This window comes from Mycobacterium sp. DL (assembly GCF_039729195.1).
Classification (GTDB): domain Bacteria; phylum Actinomycetota; class Actinomycetes; order Mycobacteriales; family Mycobacteriaceae; genus Mycobacterium; species Mycobacterium hippocampi_A.
The window spans coordinates 169,682-188,866 of sequence record NZ_CP155796.1; the positions used below are offsets into that span (position 1 = coordinate 169,682).

Genomic DNA, 19,185 nt, shown 5'->3' on the forward strand with positions numbered 1-19,185 from the left:
ATGACCAGAGCCACCCAGCGCCTGCGTGGCGCCGTCGCGGTCGTCGCCGCAGCCGTGTGTGCTGCCGCGCTCTCGTCCTGCGCCGCCGACGACGGAACGTACGTCCTGCACTACACGACGTACTCGTCGCAGACGTCCGATCAGTCCCTGACGATGCAGCGGTGGGCCGAGGAAGTCGAGGAGCTCACCGACGGCGGCGTGCAGGTCAACTTCCACTACTCGGAGAGCCTCGTCGGTGCGGACGAGTCGCTGCAGGCGACGCTGGATGGCCGGGCCGACCTGGCTCAGGTCGGGTCGCTGTACTCCGCGTCGGACCTGTCCATGTTCACCGTCATCGAGTTGCCGTTCGAGACCAACAACCCGCAAGTCCAGATGACCGCCATCGAGCGCCTGTACGAGGAGAACGACACCTACCGCGACGACTTCGACCGACAGGGCGTGCAACTGCTGTTTCCGCTTCCGCTCGGGATCAATTTGATCGGGCTGCAGGAGCCGGCCCCGACGCCAACGGACCTGGCGGGGCGCAGCATTCGATCCGGAGGCCTCACCTCCGAGGCGCTGCTCGCGGTCGGCGCGAACCCCGTCGCGATGACCGCGACCGACGTGTACGAGTCCATGGAACGCGGCGTCATCGGCGGCTACACCTCGCTGGCGATCGCCAATCTGCCCACGTTCGGGTTGGCGTCGACCACGCCGTATCTGGTCGACCCCGGGATCGGCGCCTACGCCTCCTCGATCGTGGTGATCAATTCCGAACTGCTGGAGTCGATGCCGTCGGAGTATCGGGACGCGATCGCCGAGGCGTCGGCCAACGCCGTCGGCAACGGGTTGGAGGAGATGGACACGCTCGGCATCCAGGCCTGCACCGAATTGCGTGACAGCGGAGCGCAACTGGCGACGATGCCGCCCGCCGATGTCGAGGCGTGGAAGGACCGCGCCGGAATCGCGCAGGGATGGGTCGACCGCTACGCCGAGCGTGGTTACGACGCCGAAAGGGTGCTCGCCGACTACCGCCGGATCATCGGCGAGGAGTCTGCGCGCTCAACGTATGCCGATCCGTTCTACGCGTGCCTCGAAGGAGAGAACCGATGACCGAGGACGTCACTCTCCCGCGGCCGGTGCTGATGGTCGCGCGCACCCTGAGCGTCGTAGCCGGGATCCTGCTGCTCGGGCTGATCCTGTTGACCATCGCCGACGTGATCAGTCGCAACGCCCGGGACCGCTCGATCATCGGAACCGTCGACATCGCCACGATGCTGCTGGTGGCGATCGCCTTCCTAGGTCTCGCATCGGCCGAGGCGGACGGTCGGCACGTTGCCGTCGAGTTGTTCGAGAGCCGAGTGGGTGTGCGCACCCGACTGGTGTTCTCGGCGCTGCGGACACTGCTGTTGATCGGCCTCGGACTTCTCCTCGCATGGGGGCTGAGCGAGGTCCTGCTCAGCGCCGTCGACCGCGGTGAGACGACAAACGACATCCTCCGACTGCCCACCTGGCCGGCGAAGGTGGTGCTGCTCGCATCGTTCGTCGTGTTCTTCGTCGTCGCCATCTGGAAGGAACTGCTCACCGCCGCGGCGATCCGTTCCGAACTCAGCGGAGGACAGCGATGACCGCCACCACCGGCGTCGTCCTGGCGGTCGTCATCCTGTTGTTCTTCGGGCTCTTGGCGATTCGACTTCACGTCGGCCTGTCGCTGATGGCTTCGGCGTTTGTCGGTGTGCTCTTACTGCGCAGCACCGGCGCCGGGGTCAGCACCGTGGCCAACCAACCGTTCTCGACAGCAGCGTCCTACTCGCTGACGATCATCCCGCTGTTCATCGTGATGGGCATCTTCGCGGTCCGGGCGGGCCTCGCCCAGGCCGGTTTCGATCTGGCCTCGGTGGCGCTGCGACGGCTTCCCGGCGGGCCTGCGCTCGCCTCGCTGGCCGGGTCCGGCATGTTCGCCGCGGTCACCGGATCGAGCGTGGCCACAGTGGCCACGATGGCGCGGGTCTCCACCGACGCGATCGTGCGCGCCGGGTACAGCATCCGCCTCGCCGCCGGCGTCGTCTGCGCCGGCGGGACGCTGGGAGTGCTGATCCCGCCGTCGATCGTTCTCGTCCTCTACGGCGTGGTCACCGAGGAGAGCATCGGTCAGCTCCTGATCGCCGGGATCGGACCGGGACTGGTCACCATCGCCGCCTACGCGGTCGCCATCGTTGCGCTGGTCACCTGGCAGCGGCGGCGTGCCGGCCGCGTCGGCGCCCGGACCGGTGACGACGACGGCACCGCCGGTTCCGCGGACATCGCTGATGTCGACGCACCCGAAGGACCGGGCCGCCTCGACATCTCGGGGTTCCTCTATCTCGCGGTCATCTTCATCGTGTCCATCGGCACCATCTATCTGGGTCTCGCGACGCCGACCGAGGCGGCGTCCTTCGGTGCGTTCGCAGCGCTGATCATCCTGCTGCTGCGGACCCGGCCGCCGGCCTGGCTGCACGAGATCAAGGAAGCGCTGACCGAAGCGATCGGCCTCACTGCGATGACCTTCCTGCTGATGGTCGGTGCCGGAGTGTTCACCTATGTGCTGGCGCTGAGTGGGGCGAGCAGCTCCCTGGTCGGCGCAGTGACCGACGCGAACCTGCCGCCGTATCTGGTGCTGGTGCTGTGTCTGATCATCCTGCTGCCGCTGGGCATGTTCCTCGACGGCATCTCGATGATCCTGATCGCCGCACCGCTGCTGCACCCGATCCTGGTCGGTTACGGATTCGACGGAATCTGGATCGGCGTACTGATCGTCAAGGTGGCCGAGATGGCGCTGATCACACCGCCCGTCGGCATGAATGCGTTCGTGTACTCGGGTGCCGTGCGTGAGGCGGGACTGGGCCGGGTCTTTCGCGGCGTCGTCCCGTTCATCGTGGCCGACCTGGTGGTGGTGGCGATGCTCATCGCCTTCCCCGCCATCGTCACGTTCCTGCCGTCCCTGTCGGCTGCTCAATAGGTGCGGTCCCGAAGCACTTCAGACGCTTCCGGTCCGGAGCAGCACATGTGCATCCTCGCGCCATTGGGCACGCGATCGAGGGGGCGCAAGTTCGACACCTGTCAAGCCGCCGGCAGCGCCGAATTCCTTCACAAGAGTGACCATCAGGTCGCTCGCGCGGTATAGGTCGCCAGGATCGTTTTCCGTGTAGTCGATATCCAGGCCGAGGACCAGGTCGCCCTCTTCGGTGATCGTGATGATCGCGCGGTCGTGGATCTTCCCGTGGAGGTATATGGCGAACGTTTCTCCGTCATCGGGATGGAGTCGAAGCTCTGCCAACTCTTCCCGGTCACCCACAGCCGGTGCTCCCGTCACGAACACACGCGTGAGGGCATCAAAACGTGGCTCGCCGGGATCCGTCGTATCGACGTATCGATCGATGAATAGCTTCAGTACCGAGGCTCGATCGTCACTGCTGACCCAGACGTAAATGTCAAGAGATGGAGCCACCGATACACGCTAACGCCACAACGGCACACCTGGCCGGACACACCCCGAGCCGCGGCCGCTCAGTAGCTGCCGCCCCGGTGAGATGATCGCCGGGACGAAAGGAGTCGCATGGTCGTGCGTTATCCGGCACAGGACGCATTCGCCGACGAGGTCGAACACTGGTACGACATTCCCGGCTGGTTCCACTGGCGGGAGGGCCAGGAGGAGGCGGTCTCGGTGTTCCCCGAGGGGAGCACATTCGTCGAAGTCGGGTCCTACCTGGGACGCAGCCTGTGCTCACTGGCCGACGTCGTGCGCGACTCGGGCCGCGACTACACGGTGATCGGCGTCGACACCTGCCGCGGCAGTGGCCAGGAGGGGCCGGCCAACAAGAACGCGCACGGACCTGCTGTCGAGCACGGCGGCGGGACCTTCGCAGGCCTGCTGCACCGCAACGTCATCGCCTGCGGATTCGCCGACACGGTGCACGTCTTCATCAGCTCGTCGCCGAAGGCGGCCGACTTCTTCACCGATGGTTCGCTGGCGTGGGTGCATCTCGACGCCCGCCACGACTACGACAGCGTCGTCGCCGACATCGACGCGTGGGCGCCCAAGGTGAAGCCGGGCGGGTGGCTTTCGGGGGACGACTACGACGACCGGTTGTGGCCCGGGGTCGTCGGCGCGGTTCGCGACCGGCTGCCCGATGCGCACGGCTGGTTGACAGCGCAGTGGCGGTGGCTCAAGCCGTGACGAGCCGGGACGGAAATTGACCCGGACCATCGTCCAGGTGAGGTAAGGGCTAACCTCCCGAGCGCACTCGAGTGCGGTTGTTTAGCCCGATCGGCGCCGGGGCACCTCAATATGATCCAGATCACGCGACGGTAGTCGGGTGATCCAGCTGACACTCACCGCAAACCTGCACCGAGATGGGAGCGACATGAACTCCGTCGTCCTCGCCGTGGTCGGTGTGGCCATGATGATCCTCGGGTACGTGCTGTACTCGAGGTTCCTGGCCCGCCGGGTCTACAACCTCCAGGACTCCTTCGTCACCCCCGCCCACGAGCTCAATGACGGCGTGGACTACGTACCCACCAACAAGTACGTGCTGTGGGGCCATCACTTCACCTCCGTGGCGGGGGCGGCACCCATCGTGGGGCCCGCGATCGCCGTCATCTGGGGGTGGGTGCCGGCCTTCCTCTGGGTGACAATCGGCACCGTCTTCTTCGCCGGCATCCACGACCTCGGCGCCCTGTGGGCCTCCAGCAGGCACAAGGGCAAGTCCATCGGGTCCCTGTCCGGGCAGTACATCGGCCACCGCGGGCGCAACCTGTTCCTGGTCGTGATCTTCCTGGTCCTGCTCATGGTCAACGCCGCGTTCGCCGTGGTCATATCCGGCCTCCTCGTCAACACGCCCACCGCGGTGATTCCCACCTGGGGTGCCATCGTCGTCGCCCTGCTCATCGGCCAGGCCATCTACCGGCTCAAGTGGAGCCTGCCCCTCGTATCCGTCATCGGCGTCGCGGCCCTCTACGCCCTGATCCTGGTCGGCGACCGTTTCCCGGTGGTGCTGCCGGAGACGGTCCTCGGACTGTCGGCGAACGCGTTCTGGATCGTGGTGCTCTTCCTCTACGCCGGCGTGGCCTCGGTGCTTCCCGTCTGGATGCTGCTGCAGCCGCGCGACTACATCAACGGTCTCCAGCTGTTCATCGCCCTGGGCATCCTTTACGGGGCGGTGCTGATCTCGGCTCCGACCGTGGTGGCGCCCGCGTTCAACGACTCCGTGCCCGAGGGCACGCCGAGCATCGTGCCGCTGCTGTTCGTGACCATCGCGTGCGGTGCGATCTCTGGGTTCCACGGGATCGTTGCCTCGGGCACGTCCTCCAAGCAGCTGGACAAGGAGCCGGACGCCCGCTTCGTCGGCTACTTCGGTGCGGTCGGCGAGGGGCTCCTGGCGCTGGGCGCGATCATCGCGACCACCGCCGGGTTCCGGACCATCGCCGACTGGGAGGCCGTCTACTCCGCGTTCGGCCAGGGTGGGGTGTCCGCATTCATCGAGGGCGGCGCCGCCATCGTCAACCAGGGCCTGGGCATCCCCGACGGGCTCAGCGCCACCATCCTGGCGACCATGGCCATCCTCTTCGCAGCGACCACCATGGACACCGGCATCCGCCTGCAGCGGTTCGTGGTGCAGGAGGCGGCCCACATCATCGGTTTCTCCCTCGACAAGGCCCTGGCCACTGTGATCGTTCTCGTTGTCGCCATGGGCCTCACCTTCGGCGCCGGCGGGGACGGTTCGGGCGGAATGCTCATCTGGCCGCTTTTCGGCACCACCAACCAGCTGCTGGCCGGCCTCACCCTGTCGATCATCGCCGTGATCCTGCTGCGCAAGGGTCGCCCGGTGCTCCCGGTGCTGGTCCCGCTCGTGTTCCTACTCGTGATGTCGGTCTACGCCCTGATCGTCCAGATGGGTGAGTTCTGGGCAACCGAGAACTGGTTCCTGCTCGTGCTCGACGTCATCATCCTCATCGCCGCGGTGTGGGTCATCTTCGAGTCCGTGATCGCGATGTCCCGCGCGAAGAAGAGCCCGACCGAGCTCGACGAGGACGTGATGGAGGGCGCGGCACCGGGGAAGCGGTCCTCCTGATGAGCCGGTGACGGTCCTACACCGGCTGCGCTGCGTGCAGGCCCGACTCGGTGCGGGCCTGCACGAGTTCTACGTAGCGCCCTACCGGCGCACCTTCGCCCGTGCCCAGCGCGACGAGGAGGACCTGTTCATGATGCTCGTCCTCTCTGAGGCGCTGGGCGTGCCCAACCCCGCCAGCTACTACACCGTGGAACTGCTGCCTGTGGTCTACGACCGGTTCCATGACTGGCACCGGCGGATGGGCATGGAACGCTCTCCGCTGGAGCACGTCTCGTGCTGCTAGAGCTCGCCGCCGCCCGCCGGGTCCTGTTCGTCGGCGGCAAGGGCGGTGTCGGCAAGACCGCGGTCGCCTCCGCCACCGCCCTCGCCCAGGCCCGCGCCGGCCGGCGGGTGCTCGTCGTCTCGACCGACCCGGCCCACAACCTCGGGCACCTGTGGGAGCGCCCCATCGGGGACCGGATCACCCCCCTCGCCCGGAACCTCGACGGCCTCGAGGTGGACCCGGCCGCCACGGCCGACGCGCACCTCGCCGCCGTGGGCGCCACGATTCGACGGCTCATGCCCGAGCACCTCGCGGCCGAGGTCGACAAGCACATGGAACTTGCCCGCGACTCGCCGGGCACGCACGAGTCGGCGGTGCTGGAGCGGATCGCCGAGCTCGTTGACGCGGGCCCCGCCGACTACGACCTGATCGTCTTCGACACCGCCCCGTCCGGGCACACCGCCCGGCTCATGGCCCTGCCCGAGATCATGTCCGCCTGGACGGAGGGGCTGCTGCGCCGTCGCGGCAGGGCGGAGAAGTTCGGGGCCGCCCTGCGGGGCCTCGAGGACCGGGATGCCGCGGGCGAGAGCATCGTGGGCACCGAAAGGCCCCGGGACCGCCGCGAGGAGCGCGATCTCGAGATCCGGCGCATCCTGCTGCGCCGCCGCGAGCGGTTCGAGGTCCTGCGGGAGATCCTGGTGGACGCCGAGCGCTGCAGCTTCGTCATCGTCCTCGCGGCCGAGCGGCTGCCCGTCCTCGAGACCGTCGAGCTGCACGAGCAGCTGGTCCGGGCCGGCGTGCACGTGGGGGCGCTCGTGGTCAACAAGCGCTCGCCGGCCGACGCCGGAAACTTCCTCGCCGAGCGCCGCGCCCTGGAGGAGGTGCACGTCGTCGCGCTGCGCCGCGCCCTCCCGGACGTCCCGCTGCAGCAGGTCCCCCTGCTGCCGGGGGACGTCGTCGGCCGGGAGGCGCTCGAACGGTTCGGGGACGCGCTCGCCCAGGCGGATCCCAGGACCGGGGAATTAATCGGACCCTAGTCCGGTTGAGGCGAGTATGCCTGCAATCACAGCTGATACGTTCACCCTGCCCCGTATCGCGGGTCCCGCCACCTCCGACACCGAACGCGCCGTGCGGTCCGTCACGACCGGACCCCGCGGCTACGAAGGTGAAGGGTTCCCGGTCGTCCGCGCCTTCGCCGGAGTCGACGCCCGCGACCTCGACCCCTTTGTCCACATGGACCAGATGGGCGAGGTCGAGTATGAGCCCGGCGAGCCGAAGGGCACCGACTGGCACCCGCATCGCGGGTTCGAGACCGTCACCTACATCATCGACGGCCGCATGGCCCACCAGGATTCCCACGGCGGCGGTGGTCTGATCACCGACGGCGCCACCCAGTGGATGACCGCGGGTGCAGGCGTCCTGCACATCGAGACCCCGCCCTCCGAATTGGTTGAGAGCGGTGGAGTGTTCCACGGTATCCAGCTCTGGGTGAACCTGCCCAAGAAGGACAAGTTCGCCGCACCCCGGTACCAGGCCATTGAAGGTGACCAGGTCAGGTTGCTGTCCTCCGACGACGGCGGTGCGCTGGTGCGGGTGATCGCCGGTGAGGTCGACGGCCATGGTGGACCCAGCGCCACATACACCCCGATCACGTTGGCGCATGCCACTATTCAACCGGGAGCCCGGCTGAATCTGCCGTGGAACCGTGACTTCAACGCGCTGGTTTATGTACTGTCGGGCCGCGGCACCGTCGGCCCAGTCGGACACCCCGTCCAGCAGGGCCAGCTCACGGTGCTCGGCCCCGGCGACCGGATCACCGTGTCCGCGGAAGACTCGCAGGATGCCAATCGGCCGGCGCTCGAGGTTCTTCTGCTGGGCGGCAAGCCGATTCGCGAGCCGGTGTTCCAGTACGGACCGTTCGTGATGAACTCCAAGTCCGAGGTGATCCAAGCGCTGGAAGACTTCAACGCAGGCAAGTTCGGGACGATCCCGCCGAATGCGTTGATGCCGCACCGCCCGCTGCGCTGACCCCCGCCGGAATTGCATTCCAGCAGGGCTTTTCGCCGGTTTTTCCTGCTGGAATGCAATTCCGGCTACTCCTGTTCCTGCAGCGGCCAGATCCACTCGAGTTCACCGAGCAACGCGGCGACGGTCAACAGCGGCAGTGCCGCGGACACGCCGAGATCGTCGTCGCGGGCCTCGGAACGCAGCGCGAGCACAAAATCGTCGGCGATCGGCACCCACTCACGCGCCGGGTCGAACCGGCCCGCCAACCGCTCACAGATCGCGTCGACGTGGAACTCGAGCACCGCGCGCACCTTCGGGTAGGCCGACAGCGGTGGCGGCGTGGGGATATCGGCGATCAAGTCGGCGGCCGCGCGCAGTCGGATCGCCCGGTGAAACGAACGCACCACAGGAGCGCGGAAGTCAGTCTCGCCGCTGCTTTCCGAAAGATATTGGCGCACAGCGTCATCGATCACCCGCGAGGCGTCCAGGGCGTTGTGGCTCAGCGTCGCCACCTCGTCCCTGCGCTCCTCGAACGCGCCGCGGGTGATCCGTAGCACCGCCACGTGCAGGTACCGCACGAAGATCGAGCGGGCGGAGTCGATCGCCCGCGTCACCGATGCGGTGGCCCCGCGTGGCCACATCAGCACCGACACCAACACCCCCACCAGGGCGCCGACGACGACGTCCTCCACCCGGATCAGGCCCACCTCCCAGCCGGTCGGGACGACGAGGTTGAAGATGATCAGCACCATCATCGTGAACGCGGCCTGCGCCGCGGTGAACGACGCGATCTCGGGAACATAGGCCGAACCGAAGACGACCGGCGGCAGTAGCAGCCACAGCACCACCGGATCGACCCCGACCAGCCAGATGAGCGCGGCGCCGAGGAGAAAGCCGATGCCGGTGCCGATCACCGCACGCCACACCCGGGTGCCTGTGGTCAACGCGCTGCTGCGCAACACCGACAGCGCGCCGAGGACCACCCAGAAGCCGTGTTCGACAGGAAACAGGTGGGTGACCGCCACGGCGAGGCTCAGTCCCAACCCGGTGCGCAGGCTGTTCCGGAAAGCCACCGAGCGGTTGGCCAGGAAGCCGGACGTGATCTGGGCGGCGGCAACGGTTTCCGGGAGCAGCCTATCCGAGGCGCCCGTCTCGGGCAGCCGCAGCCCGATCGCGCGGGCCCAGACCGGACGTGCGTCGGCCGCGGCGGCGGCGGCGATGATGCGACCGGTGGCCCCGATGGTCGCGGCGATGGTGCGCCGGCGCAGCAGTTCGCGCCCCATCTCGACGGCTTGTGCGTCGTCGGCGGCACCGAGGATGGCGGCCAGGTCCTCGCGGTACCTGCCGCGCGCGACGGTCCGCAGATCGACCAGCGCCAGCTCGAGATCCGCACGGGCCGCGTCGCGTCGGGCCACCCGCGTGATGCGCAGCACCGCGGCCGAGTCCCGCAGCACGCGCACGGCGGGGTCCTTCATGTCGGCCAGCGCCGCACCCGCCTTCTCGCCGGTGCGATCGGCGACCCACTCGAGGTCGTCGACCACCCGCACCAGCGCGCGACTGCCCGCGGTCAGCCCGACGGGCCGGAAGTCGGCGCCGAGGAAGTTGGCGCGCAATGCGTCCATCGCGGCGGTCACGTCGTCGGCCGACGCGCGGCCGTCCAATCTGTCGGCCAGCAGTCGGCAGGCCCGGGCAGCGTGACGCCGCAGTTCACCGTGATGGCGCGGCGGGAGAACAAATAGCGCTGCGGGTACGCACACCGCCAGCGCGATCGTCCACCCCAGCAGGCGGTCCCCTATCGGCCCGGGGGGCGTGCAGGCCGGCAACACGAACGTCAGCAGTGTCGCGCGCTGGCCGGCGGCGACGGTCTCGCTCAGCACCCCCGAGAACGTCACCGCGACTCCCAGGACGAACATCATCAGCACGGCGGGCACCGGGAGCGGGGCGACGAGCGTGCCGAGCGTGATCAGCACGAACCCGTTGAGCGCCAACCCGGCATAGGCCACCGCGCGGTTCTGCCGATTGCCGGGGAAGTCGGTGAACACCAGCAGCGCGACCGACCCGAAGACGGTGAACAGCGTCGTCTGGGCGTTGTCCCCGACGGCGAAGCTCATCGCCGCTGCGACCGGCACGATCAGTGCGGCCCGCAGGGCGCGGCGCAGCGCGTCGTTTTCGGGGTCGCGTTGTTGTACGCGTCGCGTGACCCGGTCTCGCAGGGTGTTCGTGCTGGTAGCCATCAGTGCGCAAGGATCTTGATGCCGATGACCAGCACCCCGACGCCCGTGAGTAATAGAACTGTCATTATTTGCTGCCACAGGGGAAGCCGCGTCCTGCGGACGGCGAGTAACGCGATCAGCCCCAGCTCGACGACCAGGATCCATTTGGCGATCCACATCGCGGTGTCGGTGTCGAGCAGGTCGAGCCCCGCCGCGGCCAGCGCCCCCAGCGGAAGCAGGCTGGCCTGCAGGATCTGACCCGAGGCCTGCAGCATCCGCCAGACCTCGACGCGACCCGGCGCGCGTTCGTGCACCGACAGATGGGCCACCCAGTCGGCGAGCAGGCTGGCCGCCCACAAGCCACCCATCGTGACCGCGACATCGAGCATGCGCGCCCAGGCGCTGGTGTCCTCTTCGGTGTACCGGGTCAGGACCGCGAGCGTGGCCAGGCAGGAGATCGCGCCGTAGAGACGCTCCCGCAGCATGGCGACGACGTGTTCGACCGGGACGCCGGACTCTGCGCCGTCCGCGCGGTCCACGGCGCCTGCGCGGACCCGCCCTCCGCCGGCCTCGTCGGGGTCAGCCATCGGTGGGCACCGCGGAGAATCGGCACGTGCATCGGTGACGTCGCGGACACCAGCCTTGCGACGCCACCGACCCCATGCCTGGAACCCTAGTTCGACTGTGGTCGGTGCTGCGGCGTCACTGCCGAGCGAGTCGGTAGCAGCCGCGGCCCGCTATCCCCGGCGAGTTTGCTGGATATCGGGGGTGACGGGCTCCGAGCCAACGTGCGGTCAACTGCCAGGTGACGTGTGGCACAATTTGACTATGCCGTATACGGCGAGTCGAGGTCCCGGGCGACCTCCCGCAGCCAAGGCCGCTGAAACGCGGGAGCGCATCGTGCGTGCTGCTCGGGAGGTGTTCAGCGAACTCGGATATGACGCAGCGACGTTTCAGGCGATTGCCGTCCGTGCCGATCTGACGCGTCCAGCGATCAATCACTACTTCGCCAGCAAACGCGTGCTGTGGAGTGAGGTGGTGGAGCAGACGAACGCGTCGATTGTTAGCGCTGGCATCGCCAGAGCGCAAGAACAGACGACGCTGATCGAGAGACTCTCGGCGTTCCTGTCGGTCGCGACCCAGGCCGATGTCGAAGATCGCTCCGCTGCGGCGTTTCTCGTGACCTCGGTGCTGGAATCGCAACGCCATCCCGAACTCAGCAACGACGAACACGACTCGCTGAAGAACTCGCGTGAATTCGTGGGCTGGGCGGTCAACGACGCCATCACCCGCGGCGAACTGAGCACGGACACCGACGTCGGTCACCTGGTGGAGATGTTGGTCGCCGTGGTGTGGGGCATGGGCTTCTACGCCGGCTTCGTCGGCGACCGGACCGAGCTGGGCGCAGTCGTACACAAGCTCGAACTTCTCCTCGCGAACAAGCTCTGGACGCTCGGCGGGTAACCACCCGACGGCTGTCTGTTTCCTGTGGATCCAGCTGCGGGGATGTGTTCTGAGCCACAGCTCAGCCGCGGTGCCGCCATTGTTAGATAGCCTTGCGAAGTAAATTTCTTCTTCCATCGATGGAGCCCGCCATGAGTTCACTGCGCACCGACAACGACACGTGGGACATCGCGTCCAGCGTCGGAGCAACCGCTGTCATGGTGGCCGCCGCCCGTGCCGCCGAGACCGACCGGCCCGACCCGCTCATCCGTGACCCCTACGCCAAGATCCTGGTTGCCGACGCCGGCACCGGAGCCTGGGAGTTCATGCTCGACGACACCTTCGTCGCCAAGGTCTCCGAGGCCGACGCCGAGGTCGCCGCGATGTTCGAGCACATGGGCAGCTACCAGGCCGTGCGCACCCACTTCTTCGACGACTTCTTCGCCCAGGCGGCGCAGGCCGGCATCCGGCAGGTCGTCATCCTCGCGGCCGGGCTCGATTCGCGGGCGTTCCGGCTGACGTGGCCCGCCGGCACCACGGTGTTCGAGATCGACCAGCCGAAGGTTCTCGACTACAAGAGCGCGACGCTGGCCCGTCACGGCGTGGACCCGACGGCGGACCGCCGCGAGGTGGCCGTCGATCTTCGCCAGGACTGGCCGGCCGCGCTGGTGGATGCCGGATTCGACACCACGCAGCCGACGGCCTGGCTGGCCGAGGGCCTGCTGATGTACCTGCCCGCCGACGCGCAGGATCGGCTGTTCACCCAGATCACCGAACTCTCCGCGGCCGGCAGCAGGGTGGCCGCCGAGACCATGGGATTTCACGCCAAGGACCGCCGCGAGCAGATGCGCCAGCGGTTCAGCGCGCTCACCGCGCAACTCGACATCGACCCCATCGACATCACCGAGCTCACCTACGAGGATCCTGACCGGGCCGACGTCGCCGTGTGGCTCGCCGCGCACGGTTGGCGATCCGATGCCGTCGACTCGACCGACGAAATGAAGCGCCTCGGCCGCCACATCGAGATCGCCGACAACGACGGGGAATCGTTCTCGACGTTTGTGACCGCCGAGAAGGCCTGACCTCTTTCGGGAGACTCATTGGCTCCCAACGGCGCTGTTCACCAACCAGGTGGTTGGTTAGGATTCGGGTACTCCGCAGGTCAGGAAGGACCCCATCATGACCACCGAATCCGTCGCCCCTGTTCAGGCAGGTGGAACACCCGCCGCCCAGGACATTCCGGCGACCGTCCGTCGTCTCCGCCAGACCTTCGCGTCCGGCCGTACCCGCAGCGTCGAGTGGCGTAAGGACCAGCTCAACGCCCTGGCGCGGCTGATGTCGGACAACGAGCCCGCGATCGCCGACGCGCTGGAACAGGACCTGGGCCGCTCGCCCTTCGAAGCCTGGTTGGCCGACATCGCCAGCACCACCGGCGAGGCCCAGACTGCGGCGAAGAGCGTCGGCAAGTGGATGAAGCGCCGCTACCGACTGTTGGAGCTCTCCCAGCTGCCGGGCCGCGGATGGGTGGAGTACGAGCCGTACGGCACGGTGCTGGTCATCGGCGCGTGGAACTTCCCGTTCGCCCTGACCCTCGGTCCCGCAGTCGGCGCCATCGCCGCAGGCAACACCGTCGTGCTCAAACCCTCCGAGGTGGCGCCGGCATCCTCAGCCCTGATGGCCGACCTGGTGGCCCGCTATCTGGACAACGATGCCATCGCGGTCGTCGAAGGTGACGGCGCGGTCAGCCAGGAGCTCATCGCTCAGGGCTTCGACCATCTGCTGTTCACCGGCGGCACCGAGATCGGCCGCCGGGTCTACGAAGGCGCGGCGTCGCATCTGACGCCAGTCACCCTCGAACTCGGTGGCAAGAGCCCTGTGATCGTGTCGGCCGACGCCGACATCGATGTCGCCGCCAAGCGGATCGCGTGGACCAAGCTGCTGAACTCCGGTCAGATCTGCATCGCGCCGGACTACGTGCTGGCCGAGGCTCCGATCCGCGACAAGCTGGTCGAGAAGATCCAGCGGGCTGTTGAAACCTTCGAGGCCGGCAACACCGGCGGTAAGCGCATCGTCAACGAACGCCACTTCGACCGGCTCACCACGGCGCTGGCCGCCACCAAGGGAACTGTCGCGATCGGCGGCGGCTCGGACGCGGCCACGCTCAAGATCCAGCCGACCGTTGTGGTGGACCCCGACCCGGGCGAGCCGTTGATGACCGACGAGATCTTCGGCCCGATCCTACCGATCGTGACCGTCCAATCCATGGACGAGGCAATCACTTTCGTCAACTCGCGGCCCAAGCCACTGGCCGCCTATCTGTTCACCAAGGCCAAGGCGGTGCGCGAACGCGTGATCAAGGAGGTCCCGGCGGGCGGCATGCTGGTCAACCATCTGGTCTTCCACTTCGCCACCCACAAGCTGCCCTTCGGCGGTGTCGGTCCCTCCGGGATGGGCGCCTATCACGGCAAGTTCGGCTTCGAGGAGTTCAGCCACCGTAAGTCGGTCATGACGAAGCCGACCCGACCCGATGTCACGGCGATGATCTACCCGCCGTATACAGAGAAGGCATGGAAGCTGGCGCGCAAGCTCTTCTGAGGCTGACGTCGGCTCGGACCCTTCAAGAGAGGAACACCAGTGCCAGGAGTGCAGGATCGTGTCATCGTCGTCACCGGCGCGGGAGGCGGACTCGGGCGTGAATACGCGCTGACGCTCGCGCGTGAAGGCGCCAGCGTCGTCGTCAACGACCTCGGTGGCGCGCGCGACGGCACCGGTTCCGGTTCGGCGATGGCCGACGAGGTCGTCAAGGAGATCAAGGACGCCGGCGGTCGGGCGGTCGCCAACTACGACTCCGTCGCCGAGTCCGACGGTGCGGCCAACATCATCAAGACCGCCATCGACGAGTTCGGCAAGGTCGACGGCGTGGTCAGCAACGCGGGCATCCTGCGGGACGGCACCTTCCACAAGATGGAGTTCGGCAGCTGGGACTCCGTCATCAAGGTGCACCTGTACGGCGGCTACAACGTCATCCGTGCCGCATGGCCGCACTTCCGGGAGAACGGCTTCGGCCGGGTCGTCGTCGCGACGTCGACCAGCGGGCTGTTCGGCAACTTCGGTCAGGCCAACTACGGCGCCGCGAAGCTGGGCCTCGTCGGGATGATCAACACGCTGGCCCAGGAGGGCGCCAAGTACAACATCAAGGCCAATGCCGTTGCCCCGATCGCGGCCACCCGGATGACCCAGGACATCCTGCCGCCCGAGGTGTTCGAGAAGCTGACGCCGGAGTATGTGGCACCCGTGGTGGCCTACATGTGCACCGAGGAGATGCCTGAGACCGCATCGGTGTTCATCGTCGGCGGCGGCAAGGTGCAGCGGGTCGCGCTGTTCCAGAACTCCGGTGTGACGTTCACCGACGTGCCGTCGGTCGACGACGTCGCGGGCAGGTGGGGCGAGATCTCCGATCTGTCGGCGGCCGAGCGCGCCGCGTTCAGCCTCGGCTGATCCATCGATGAAAGCGCTTGTCGCGCAGGAGCTGTCGGGTCCAGCGGGACTCACGTACACCGATGTGGACGGCCCGGTCGCCGGACCGGGTCAGCTTGTCGTCGACGTCGGCGCCGCGGGTGTCTGCTTCCCGGACCTGCTGCTCCTGCGCGGTGAGTACCAGATGCGGCTCGACCCGCCGTTCACCCCCGGTATGGAGGTGGCCGGCGTGGTGAACTCGGCCCCGGAAGGGTCGGGATTCGCTGTCGGTCAACGGGTTTCGGCGTTCGCGATGCTGGGCGGATACGCCGAACAGGTGGCCGTCGCCGCCGACTCGGTGATCCCCACTCCGGCGGACCTCGACGACGGCGAGGCGGCGTCCCTGCTCGGCAACTACTACACGATGTACTTCGCGCTGCAGCGCCGTGGCGCGCTCCGTGCCGGTGAGACAGTGCTGGTCCTCGGCTCTGCAGGCGGTGTGGGGACTGCCGCGATTCAGATCGCGAAGGCATTGGGCGCCAAGGTCATCGCGATGGTGCACCGGCCTTCGGCTATCGAGTTCGTCGAGGCCCTGGGTGCCGATGTGGTGCTGCCGTTGACCGACGGCTGGCTCGACACGGTCAAAGAGCACACCGGAGGCCGAGGTGTCGATCTGGTGGTCGACCCTGTCGGCGGGCAGGCTTTCGACGTTGCCGTCCGCGCTATGACAACCGAGGGTCGGCTGTTGGTCATCGGCTTCGCCGCGGGCGGCATCCCGACGGTGAAGGTGAACCGGTTGCTGCTGCGCAACGTCAGCATCGTCGGCGTCGGGTGGGGTGAGTTCGTCAACCGCAACCCGGGTGCGCAGGCCGAGGTCGGGGCCGGGTTGGGCGCGCTCGTCGACGCAGGGTTGCGACCACCCCCGCCGGTGCGGTACCCGCTGTCGCAGGGCCGCGCGGCCCTCGAGGCGCTCGCCGACGGCGCGGTGCACGGCAAGCTCGTCCTCGAACCCTGACCCCGTGCGCCCGTTCCCGGCTGATCGGGCGGCCCGGGACACCGTAGTCTCGCTGGAATGAGCACCGCGGGAATCATCCTCGTCGCGTTGGCGATCGCTGTCGGCCTGGTGGGCATCATCGTGCCGATCCTGCCCGGCGCGCTTTTGGTGATCGCGGCCATCGGGGTGTGGGCGTTCGTCGAGAGCACGACGGTGTCGTGGGTGACGTTCGGCGTCGCGGCAGTGTTCTTCGGCGCCGCCGAGGTCATCAAATACGTCTGGCCGGTCAAACGCATGCGCCGCGCCGAGGTGCGGACTTCCGTGCTGGTCATCGGGGCGGTGGCCGGATTCGTCGGCTTCTTCGTCATTCCGGTGATCGGTCTGCTCATCGGCTTCATCGCGGGCGTGTTCGCCGCCGAACTCGCGATTCGCCGCGACGCCACCCGAGCGTGGGCGTCGACGGTGCACGCCCTCAAAGGTGTCGCGCTGTCGATCGGCGTGGAGTTGACGGGTGCGCTGCTGGCGACGATCACCTGGGCGATTGGCGTGTGGGTGACCGTCGGCTGATTGGCCTGCTCCACGCGAGATCGACGTCAGGGCTGCGAGTAGCCCCAGAAGCTCCTCATGAACAGCCCTGGTGTCGATGTGGACGCGAGGGCCCGTGGCGGCACGCTACCCCCGACGCCGAAGTCACCCGTTGAGAGCCGCGCGCAACCGGCCGACGTCCGCGTCCGTCACCCCGGATGCCTCGAGATAGCCACGCAGCGAGCCGTATTCGTCGTCGAGTGTGCGCCGCGCCGTCTCCAGGTATTCCTCGCGTACGCCCAGCACCGACTCGGTCAGCCGGGCTTCGGCGAGCTCGAGCACCTCGGGCATCTCCGCCGCCCGGGCGCGCACATTGGCCAGGATGCTCTCCCGCAACTGCGGAACGGCGACGTTGCTGCGCAGGTAGTCGGCCATGATCGCGTCCCGTCCGACCCCGGCCGCCTCCAGCACGACGGCGATGGTGAAACCGGTCCGGTCCTTCCCGGCGAAGCAGTGCGCCAAGACTTTTCGCTCCGAGCCCAGCAGCGTGACCACCCGGTGCACGGCCTGGCGCGCCAGCGGTGCGGCTGCGATGCGCCCGTACTCCTCGGTCATGTACCGCGCCGCTGCGTCACCGACCGACTCGTCGGACGGCTTCTCGGTCATCATCCGCTGGAAGGCGTACTCGTGCGGGGCCTCGCCGTCGGAGACCGAGGTCTCGACGAACGGCAGATGGTGGATGTCCACCCCGGCAGGCACCAATCCGGCGCCGTGCTTCTCGAGTTCGCGCAGCGTCCGCAGGTCGGCGACATCGGTGACGCCGTAACCGGCCAGCGCACTGCGCCCGTCGTCGTCGAGCTTGGACAACTCGCTGGCCCGGAAGAACCGACCGGGCGCGATGCCCGTCTGCTCGGAGACGTCGCGGAAGTTCCACGCACCCGACAGTTCGTCGCCGACGGAGACCACTACTTCGTCACCGCCGTGGCGAAAGCGGACTTCTCCCTGCCGAGTTCGGCGCGGGCGATCGTGCGCATGTGCACCTCGTCGGGCCCGTCGAACAGCCGCATCGCCCGGTGCCACCCGTACAACCGGGCCAGCGGCACGTCGTCGCAGATCCCCGCCCCGCCGTGCACCTGGATAGCCCGGTCCAGCACGTCGCACGCCATCTGCGGTGCGACCGCCTTGATCTGGGCCACCTGCAGCCTCGCCTCGGGACTCTTGTTGCCGTGCTGGTCGATGGTCCACGCCGCCTTGTGACACAGCAGCCGGGTCTGATCGATCTCGTTGCGCGACAAAGCGATCTGCTGCTGCACCACGCCCTGCTCGGCCAACGGCTTGCCGAACGCGATGCGCGTCTGCACCCGGTCGATCATCAGTGCCATCGCCCGCTCGGCCACCCCTATCGCACGCATGCAGTGGTGAATGCGGCCCGGACCCAGGCGGGCCTGGGCGATCGCGAACCCGCTGCCTTCTTCGTGCAGCAGGTTCGACACCGGCACCCGCACGTTGTCGAAGCTGACCTCGCAGTGCCCGTGCTGGTCCTGCCAGCCGAACACCGGCAGCGACCGCTCGATCGACACCCCGGGTGTATCAACGGGAACCAGGATCATCGACTGCTGCTGGTGGCTGGCAGCGTCGGGATTGGTCCGGCCCATCACGATCAGGATCTTGCAGCGCGGGTCCGCCGCCCCCGAGATCCACCACTTGCGGCCGTTGATGACATAGTCGTCGCCGTCGCGCAGCATCGTCGTCTCGATGTTGCGGGCATCCGACGACGCCACCGCGGGTTCGGTCATCGCGAATGCACTGCGGATCTCTCCGTTGAGCAAAGGTTCGAGCCACTGCTTGGACTGCTCCTCGGTGGCGAACAGATGCAGTGTCTCCATGTTCCCGGTGTCGGGCGCCGCGCAGTTGAGTGCCTCGGGAGCGATCTCCATGCTCCAGCCGCTCAGCTCCGCCAGTGGCGCGTACTCCAGGTTGCTCAGCCCTGACTCCGACGGCAGGAACAGGTTCCACAGACCCTGTTCCCTGGCCAGTTTCTTGAGGTCCTCGACCACCGGCGGCACCGTGTGGTCGTTCTGCCCCTTCTCATGCCGGTAGGCCTCGTAAGACGCTTCGGCGGGAAACACGTGCTCGGTCATGAAGGCGCTCAGCCGGTCGTAGTAGTCCTGCCCTTTGGCCGACATCGCGAAGTCC

At 67.7% G+C, this 19,185-nt stretch carries 19 protein-coding genes; 14 read left to right on the top strand and 5 right to left on the bottom strand.

What is annotated here, in order from left to right:
* From ABDC78_RS00830 to ABDC78_RS00840, 3 genes are read left to right on the top strand one after another with little or no spacing between them, the layout of a single operon-like run.
* Positions 1-1,092, top strand: coding sequence for a C4-dicarboxylate TRAP transporter substrate-binding protein (locus tag ABDC78_RS00830; protein WP_178359025.1), 1,092 nt, complete (start codon positions 1-3; stop codon positions 1,090-1,092).
* Positions 1,089-1,607, top strand: a complete 519-nt coding sequence (locus ABDC78_RS00835) for a TRAP transporter small permease (RefSeq protein WP_178359026.1) — start codon at positions 1,089-1,091, stop codon at positions 1,605-1,607. The genes ABDC78_RS00830 and ABDC78_RS00835 overlap by 4 nt, the downstream gene beginning before the upstream one ends.
* Entirely contained in the window at positions 1,604-2,977 is a 1,374-nt protein-coding gene (locus ABDC78_RS00840) for a TRAP transporter large permease (protein ID WP_178359027.1), read from the top strand. Before ABDC78_RS00835 ends, ABDC78_RS00840 begins: the two co-directional genes overlap by 4 nt.
* 18 nt (positions 2,978-2,995) lie before the next feature.
* On the opposite strand, the gene ABDC78_RS00845 is transcribed toward ABDC78_RS00840, so the two are convergent.
* Positions 2,996-3,466 (bottom strand): hypothetical protein, encoded by a 471-nt coding sequence (locus ABDC78_RS00845; protein WP_178359028.1) that lies wholly within the window; start codon positions 3,464-3,466, stop codon positions 2,996-2,998.
* Positions 3,467-3,580: 114 nt separating this feature from the next.
* Between ABDC78_RS00845 and ABDC78_RS00850 the strand changes: the two genes are divergently transcribed.
* The 5 genes from ABDC78_RS00850 (at position 3,581) to ABDC78_RS00870 (ending at position 8,379) form a co-directional block, all read left to right on the top strand.
* The gene (locus ABDC78_RS00850; RefSeq protein WP_347133286.1) at positions 3,581-4,195 is read left to right on the top strand and encodes a class I SAM-dependent methyltransferase; all 615 of its coding nucleotides are present in this window, start codon (positions 3,581-3,583) and stop codon (positions 4,193-4,195) included.
* A gap of 187 nt (positions 4,196-4,382) precedes the next feature.
* Positions 4,383-6,089 carry a carbon starvation protein A gene (locus ABDC78_RS00855; protein ID WP_178359051.1) on the top strand — a complete coding sequence of 569 codons (1,707 nt, stop codon included), beginning with the start codon at positions 4,383-4,385 and terminating at the stop codon, positions 6,087-6,089.
* A gap of 7 nt (positions 6,090-6,096) precedes the next feature.
* Positions 6,097-6,372, top strand: coding sequence for a cory-CC-star protein (locus tag ABDC78_RS00860; protein ID WP_178359030.1), 276 nt, complete (start codon positions 6,097-6,099; stop codon positions 6,370-6,372).
* A complete protein-coding gene (locus ABDC78_RS00865) occupies positions 6,363-7,388 on the top strand; it encodes an ArsA family ATPase (RefSeq protein WP_178359031.1) in 1,026 nt (341 codons plus the stop codon). Before ABDC78_RS00860 ends, ABDC78_RS00865 begins: the two co-directional genes overlap by 10 nt.
* Positions 7,389-7,404: 16 nt before the next feature.
* A complete protein-coding gene (locus ABDC78_RS00870; RefSeq protein WP_178359032.1) occupies positions 7,405-8,379 on the top strand; it encodes a pirin family protein in 975 nt (324 codons plus the stop codon).
* Positions 8,380-8,444: 65 nt separating this feature from the next.
* On the opposite strand, the gene ABDC78_RS00875 is transcribed toward ABDC78_RS00870, so the two are convergent.
* Both ABDC78_RS00875 and ABDC78_RS00880 read right to left on the bottom strand, forming a co-directional pair.
* Positions 8,445-10,592: an FUSC family protein gene (locus ABDC78_RS00875; protein WP_178359033.1), complete on the bottom strand. Its 2,148-nt coding sequence runs from the start codon at positions 10,590-10,592 to the stop codon at positions 8,445-8,447.
* Positions 10,592-11,056, bottom strand: a complete 465-nt coding sequence (locus ABDC78_RS00880; RefSeq protein WP_178359052.1) for a hypothetical protein — start codon at positions 11,054-11,056, stop codon at positions 10,592-10,594. Before ABDC78_RS00880 ends, ABDC78_RS00875 begins: the two co-directional genes overlap by 1 nt.
* A gap of 343 nt (positions 11,057-11,399) precedes the next feature.
* On the opposite strand from ABDC78_RS00880, the gene ABDC78_RS00885 reads away from it, so the two are divergent.
* The 6 genes from ABDC78_RS00885 to ABDC78_RS00910 all read left to right on the top strand — a co-directional run bounded on the left by ABDC78_RS00885 (position 11,400) and on the right by ABDC78_RS00910 (position 17,031).
* The gene (locus ABDC78_RS00885; RefSeq protein WP_178359034.1) at positions 11,400-12,035 is read left to right on the top strand and encodes a TetR/AcrR family transcriptional regulator; all 636 of its coding nucleotides are present in this window, start codon (positions 11,400-11,402) and stop codon (positions 12,033-12,035) included.
* A gap of 131 nt (positions 12,036-12,166) precedes the next feature.
* Positions 12,167-13,096, top strand: coding sequence for a class I SAM-dependent methyltransferase (locus ABDC78_RS00890; protein ID WP_178359035.1), 930 nt, complete (start codon positions 12,167-12,169; stop codon positions 13,094-13,096).
* Between the two features lie 97 nt (positions 13,097-13,193).
* The gene (locus ABDC78_RS00895) at positions 13,194-14,609 is read left to right on the top strand and encodes an aldehyde dehydrogenase family protein (protein ID WP_178359036.1); all 1,416 of its coding nucleotides are present in this window, start codon (positions 13,194-13,196) and stop codon (positions 14,607-14,609) included.
* Between the two features lie 39 nt (positions 14,610-14,648).
* Complete coding sequence (locus tag ABDC78_RS00900; protein ID WP_178359037.1) at positions 14,649-15,512, top strand: SDR family oxidoreductase; 864 nt, start codon at positions 14,649-14,651, stop codon at positions 15,510-15,512.
* 7 nt (positions 15,513-15,519) lie between these two features.
* Positions 15,520-16,485, top strand: a complete 966-nt coding sequence (locus tag ABDC78_RS00905) for an NADPH:quinone oxidoreductase family protein (RefSeq protein WP_178359038.1) — start codon at positions 15,520-15,522, stop codon at positions 16,483-16,485.
* A gap of 57 nt (positions 16,486-16,542) precedes the next feature.
* The gene (locus ABDC78_RS00910) at positions 16,543-17,031 is read left to right on the top strand and encodes a DUF456 domain-containing protein (protein WP_178359039.1); all 489 of its coding nucleotides are present in this window, start codon (positions 16,543-16,545) and stop codon (positions 17,029-17,031) included.
* Positions 17,032-17,154: 123 nt separating this feature from the next.
* On the opposite strand, the gene ABDC78_RS00915 is transcribed toward ABDC78_RS00910, so the two are convergent.
* Together ABDC78_RS00915 and ABDC78_RS00920 are read right to left on the bottom strand one after the other, a co-directional pair.
* A complete protein-coding gene (locus tag ABDC78_RS00915; protein WP_178359040.1) occupies positions 17,155-17,955 on the bottom strand; it encodes a tyrosine-protein phosphatase in 801 nt (266 codons plus the stop codon).
* Positions 17,955-19,175 (bottom strand): acyl-CoA dehydrogenase family protein, encoded by a 1,221-nt coding sequence (locus ABDC78_RS00920; RefSeq protein ID WP_347133554.1) that lies wholly within the window; start codon positions 19,173-19,175, stop codon positions 17,955-17,957. The genes ABDC78_RS00915 and ABDC78_RS00920 overlap by 1 nt, the downstream gene beginning before the upstream one ends.
* Positions 19,176-19,185 lie beyond the last annotated feature (10 nt).